Origin of the sequence: Persicitalea sp. (assembly GCF_041751555.1) — a bacterium.
GTDB lineage: Bacteria > Bacteroidota > Bacteroidia > Cytophagales > Spirosomataceae > Persicitalea.
Genome location: NZ_JBGSXF010000538.1, coordinates 1 through 5052 on the forward strand (window position 1 = coordinate 1; position 5052 = coordinate 5052).

Annotated in this window: 6 protein-coding genes; 4 read left to right on the forward strand and 2 right to left on the reverse strand. The window is 51.3% G+C overall.

Annotated elements, in window-relative coordinates; all coding sequences use genetic code 11:
• A partial coding sequence (locus ACEW8P_RS19180) for a glycerol-3-phosphate dehydrogenase C-terminal domain-containing protein (protein ID WP_373514689.1) occupies positions 1–751 on the forward strand: 751 nt, incomplete at its 5' end.
• A gap of 59 nt (positions 752–810) precedes the next feature.
• Here ACEW8P_RS19180 and ACEW8P_RS19185 read toward each other — a convergent pair.
• The gene (locus ACEW8P_RS19185) at positions 811–1422 is read right to left on the reverse strand and encodes a DUF1684 domain-containing protein (RefSeq protein WP_373514690.1); all 612 of its coding nucleotides are present in this window, start codon (positions 1420–1422) and stop codon (positions 811–813) included.
• Positions 1423–1639: 217 nt separating this feature from the next.
• Here ACEW8P_RS19185 and ACEW8P_RS19190 point away from each other — a divergent pair, with 217 nt between their 5' ends.
• The 3 genes from ACEW8P_RS19190 to ACEW8P_RS19200 all read left to right on the forward strand — a co-directional run bounded on the left by ACEW8P_RS19190 (position 1640) and on the right by ACEW8P_RS19200 (position 4511).
• Entirely contained in the window at positions 1640–2017 is a 378-nt protein-coding gene (locus tag ACEW8P_RS19190) for a response regulator (protein WP_373514691.1), read from the forward strand.
• 5 nt (positions 2018–2022) lie between these two features.
• A complete protein-coding gene (locus ACEW8P_RS19195; protein WP_373514692.1) occupies positions 2023–2823 on the forward strand; it encodes an MBL fold metallo-hydrolase in 801 nt (266 codons plus the stop codon).
• A gap of 104 nt (positions 2824–2927) precedes the next feature.
• A complete protein-coding gene (locus tag ACEW8P_RS19200) occupies positions 2928–4511 on the forward strand; it encodes an NFACT RNA binding domain-containing protein (protein ID WP_373514693.1) in 1584 nt (527 codons plus the stop codon).
• Positions 4512–4593: 82 nt separating this feature from the next.
• Here ACEW8P_RS19200 and ACEW8P_RS19205 read toward each other — a convergent pair.
• The coding region (locus ACEW8P_RS19205; protein ID WP_373514694.1) for a DUF4230 domain-containing protein at positions 4594–5052 on the reverse strand (459 nt) is incomplete at its 5' end.

The following is a 5052-nucleotide window of genomic DNA, read 5'->3' on the forward strand; positions in this document are numbered from 1 at the left end:
GGACACTGAGTTCGGAGACGGGACGCAGGAGCCTTTCCTGGAAAAGAAAGAAGTCGATTTCCTGCTGGATACCCTAGCGCCTTATTTGAAAATAAAACCAACGGCTACTGACCTTACGGCGGGCTTTGGCGGCTTACGCCCACTATTAGCTGCCGACCCGACTAAGTCCACCAAAGGCCTTACCCGCGACCATGAGGTAGAGCACGACACGGATTCCAACCTAGTTAGTTTGCTGGGCGGTAAATGGACGACTTACCGCCTGATGGCTAGAGACGCCGTAGAGAAAGTAGAAGAACTATTAGGGGAAACGAACCCCTGCCTCACAGCCAACCACCTGCTGGCAGGCGGCGAAAACTTCGAATACGACGCCTGGAAGACTATTCAGGAAGAATATGACCTGGATGAGGATACCTGCAAGCACCTGATCTTGAAGTACGGATCACGAGCCGACAAAGCTGTGGGGCTGATTAAAGAAGACGCTTCCCTGGCCGAGCGATTAGTACAACGCCTTCCCTACCTCAAGGCCGAAGTGGTGTACGCAGTACGCTCCGAAATGGCTGTCACACCCCGCGATTTTCTGGCCCGCCGCATCCGCCTGGAGATAACCGACTGGGATGCCACGCTCGAGTGCCTGCCAACTGTCTGCGACCTGATGGGTCAGGAGCTGCATTGGGACTCTGCCACAGAGCGGCACATGGCCAATGACTACACGACGATGGTAAGGGCCTTTCAGCGGGAAGCGGGAGAGTGAGTAGTTGTGCCAGGATTCTATTTTGGCATTGCTGATTTATTACCTACTAATGACCTTCCCTAGTGCTCTTTCCCGAAATTCATCTCTCCCGCCTCCACCTTCGCTGTCAAGTGATTCTCCCTTGGTGGTATCGGGCAGTTATAGCCTTCTGAATAAGCGCAATAAGGGTTGTAGGCTTTATTGAAATCCAAGACACAGCTTGTGCCTTCTATGTCTTTCATCCTAAAATCAAGGTAGCGTCCACCACCATAGGTTTCGTGGCCGTTTGTTAGGTCCTTGAAAGGGACAAAGAGATAATCGCGGTACTGCGGCATCCGGCGCAAATCCAGGCTTTGGTATACATTCAGGGTCTGCTTTTTTCCTTTCAACACAAACCGCAATTCCCCGTACTTTACATAGGGCTTTCGCATTCCGCTGTAAGTCAGCATCTCGAACGGCTCGCTGCCAGTCGTCGCTACAAATTCCGCCTTAATTCGGAAAGCAGGATTCGGTTTGTAGAATCGCAAATAAGCCAGATCAGCTTCCTGCAATGGCGAGTTGGTTGTTTTCAAGAACTCCGCCTTGTACTCTTCCCGATGCAGCGCGATCTCATCTTCAAAATCCTGCGCCCTCACAAACGGGTTAGTCGCAGCCAGAATAAAAGTCAACCCAAAAAGAAGTCGGTATTTCATCTTGATAAAAAAATTTTAATATAAGCTGATATTTAAAATCCTGAAAACCAAAAGTATAAAAGGTGATTCTCGAACCGTTCGCCGTTGACCGGTGACCGTTAACCGCCAATTCATCATTCATCACTCATCACTCATCATTCCAAATTTTTGCTTTCTTGAAATAATTATCCCTAAATTCACCAAGCCAAACTAAACCAAAAACTCCAATAACTCCCCCATGTCGTACACCAAACGTGTCCTGATTGCCGAAGACAGCTCGGTCATCCAAAACCTAGCCCGCAAGATTCTGGAATTCCAAAATTACGAAATCACCGCTGTTAAAAATGGTGAGCAGGTACTTCAATTGCTCGAAAAAGAGAAGTTCGACATCATTCTGCTGGACATCAATATGCCCATCATGGATGGCATGGAGTGCGCCCGCAGCATTCGTGGCTTGAAAGACACCGAAAAATCCAAGACGCCCATTGTAGCTATTACGGGCAATGCCAAGAACTACACCGACGAAGATTTCAAGGAAGCGGGCTTCAACGATGCCCTGATGAAGCCCCTCAACTTTGACCGCCTGGTGGAAGTGGTGGCGAATTTGACGGAATAGTTCGCATGAAGGTTACGCTTCTCGGTACCGGCACGTCGCAGGGCGTCCCCGTGATCAACTGCGACTGCGCCGTATGCCGTTCCCTCGATTACCGCGACAAGCGACTTCGTGTGTCGGTCTGGATCGAAGTGGACGGCAAATCGTTCATCATCGATACCGGTCCCGATTTTCGGCAGCAGGTACTCCGGGCGCGTGTCAGCAAACTCGACGCTATCCTGTTCACGCACGAACACAAGGACCACACCGCTGGGCTTGACGACGTGCGAGGCTTCAATTTTTCCCAGAAAAAGGACATGCCGCTCTACGGGCGGCGCCAAGTGCTGGATCAGATCAAGACCGAGTTTGCCTACGCCTTCGTCGAAAAACCCTACCCCGGTGCGCCGCGTCTGCAACTGCATCCCATCGAAAACGAGCCCTTCGAGGTGGAGGGCGTCACCCTGACCCCAATCCAGGTCATGCACCATCTGTTGCCCGTTTTCGGTTTCCGCATTGGCGACTTCGCTTACATCACCGACACCAACTACATCGCCGAAGAAGAACTCAAAAAACTAGAAGGCACCAAAATCCTCGTCCTCGACGCCTTACAGCGCGAAGATCACCTCTCGCACTTCACACTTGCCCAGGCCCTGGCTCTCATCGAACGCCTCGACATCCCCCAAACCTACCTGACCCACCTCAGCCACCGCATGGGCAGGCACGAAGAAGTAGAAAAAGAACTGCCGGAGGGGGTGAGGTTGGGATATGATGGATTGCGTTTGACGCTGCCGTCAGGCACAAATCCACAAAGCGATAAAGCCACAGAGTAGGCTGGCGCAAGAAGAGTGTTGATGCCTTTATTTTTTCACTTTGTGGCTTTGGGCCTTTGTCGCTTTGTGGCTCTAACACCACGCTCTCATACACCACCACCGCCATGCACCAAAACCACTACTTTCTCCGCCAACTTGCTCCGGCGCTTGACCGTGAGATCGGGGGTAAGCAGTTTTTGGAAGCGTTTAGCCAAGAACGGGACGAGATTATTTTGGTGTTCGCCGAGGGACGGGGGAAGCATAATTTCTACAAGCCCTTCTTCATCAAAGCCTCGCTGCGGCCTGACTTCGCCAGTCTGAGTTTTCCCGAGCAGTTCGACCGTGCCCGCCGGAATAGCGTGGATTTGTTCACCGATTTGTACGAACAAAAAGTTGATCACGTGCGGGCCTTCGACAACGAGCGGGCTCTGGGGATTTATCTGGAAAATGGCGAGGTGCTGGTGTTCAAGCTATTTGGGAACCGTTCCAACATCGTACGTTTTAATCCTGACGGCGAAGTACTTGATGTTTTTAACAACAAACTCACAGGCGACCATGCCCTCAAACTTGAGGAACTCGACCGGACACTGGATCAATCTTACGAAGCGTTTTTAGCGGAGGGTGAGCGCTTCGAGAAACTTTTTCCGACTTATGGAAAAGTAGTAAAAGGGTATTTGAAGCCAAAACTGGAAGCCGTCGAAATCCCTGAGGAGAAGTGGGAGATTATTCAGGAAGTGTTGCAAAAACTCCTGGCCCCTACTTTTTACCTAACTCATCTACACCATCTGCCCACGTTCTCGCTGCTGCCCGTGGGCGAGATTACCGAGACGTTCGACGATCCGCTGAAAGCGCTCAATCGGTTTTACTATGCTTACGCCCGGATCGGCAATCTTGAAAAGGAAAAGGCTGACTGGCTGCGGATGTTGCAGAAGCGCATCAAGCAAACCGAAAACTACCTAGCCAATTCATTCCAAAAACTTGTGGCGTTGGAAGAAGGCGGCAAAAACGAGGAGTTGGGCCACATCTTGATGGCTAACCTGCACCAGATTCCCGAACGCGCCGAGCGCGTGGAACTGCACGACTTCTACCGCGACCAACCGATTTCCATTAAATTAAAAAAAGACCTTTCTCCGCAGAAGAACGCGGAAATGTACTACCGCAAAGCCAAAAATGAGAAAATAGAAACGGATAAAATCCAGGAAAACCTGGACTTGCGGGAAAGAGACCTGGCACAAGTGCGTGAGCACTACGCCGCTATCGAAAAAATCGACTTGCTGCGCGACCTGCGCAACTACATCAAGAAAAATGGACTTGCCCCCGGCAAAACCACCGAAGATCAGGGCCAACTTTTCCGCCGTGTCGAGTTTCAGAACTACGTAATTCTGGTCGGTAGGAATGCCAAAAACAACGACCTGCTCACCCAGCAATACGCCCATAAAGAAGACCTTTGGCTGCACGCCCGCGATGTCACAGGCTCGCATGTCCTCATCAAGTACCAGGCGGGCAAGAAGTTCCCGGCACCCGTCATTGAACGCGCCGCCGAACTGGCCGCCTGGTACTCCAAGCGCCGCACCGACAGCCTATGTCCGGTGATAGTCACGCCGAAAAAATTTGTAAGAAAGCCTAAGGGCTTGCCACCCGGCGCGGTGGTAGTGGAGAAGGAGGAGGTGGTGATGGTTCAGCCTTTGGGGGAAATGAAAGATGGTTAATGGTCAAAGGTCAACGGTTAAACGGCGTTCTACGCTATCATTTTTATATTTGATAGCGACGACATACGAATTTCGCGAACCGTTAACCGTTAACCGTTGACCCCTTTCCCCCTGACTCCTTCGAGGGCAACGATTCCACCTCTGCATCCAACTCCCGGTACGCCGAATACAATTCAAGCATCTTCTGATTCGACTCGCTGAGTTGCATCTGCACCTTCCAGTTCATGCTGGCGGCGAGTTGGTACATCATCAGTTGTATCTGGTTGTTGGCGATGCGGGGCAGGTCGCTTTCCATCGCTTTTTCGTTCATCACGTCTTTGGCTTCGGACAGGATGTTGGTCAAATCGTCGGTTTTGAAACGGTTGATCCATCCGGATTCGATATCGTAGAACTTGTACTCCGTGTCCATCGACAGGATTTCCGGGGCCGGGAAGTACTCGACCACCAACTGCCGACTCTCGCCCTCGACGCGCCAACGCACTTTGGAAAAATCAAAGCCGACCAGCACTTTGGCCTTGGCAATGATGAGGGCCTTTTTTTT

Bases quoted from the DNA above. Each gene is read 5' to 3' on its own strand.
- ACEW8P_RS19185 (WP_373514690.1), bottom strand. From the start codon at position 1,422: ATGAAATACCGACTTCTTTTTGGGTTGACTTTTATTCTGGCTGCGACT.
- ACEW8P_RS19195 (WP_373514692.1), top strand. From the start codon at position 2,023: ATGAAGGTTACGCTTCTCGGTACCGGCACGTCGCAGGGCGTCCCCGTG.
- ACEW8P_RS19200 (WP_373514693.1), top strand. From the start codon at position 2,928: ATGCACCAAAACCACTACTTTCTCCGCCAACTTGCTCCGGCGCTTGAC.
- ACEW8P_RS19190 (WP_373514691.1), top strand. From the start codon at position 1,640: ATGTCGTACACCAAACGTGTCCTGATTGCCGAAGACAGCTCGGTCATC.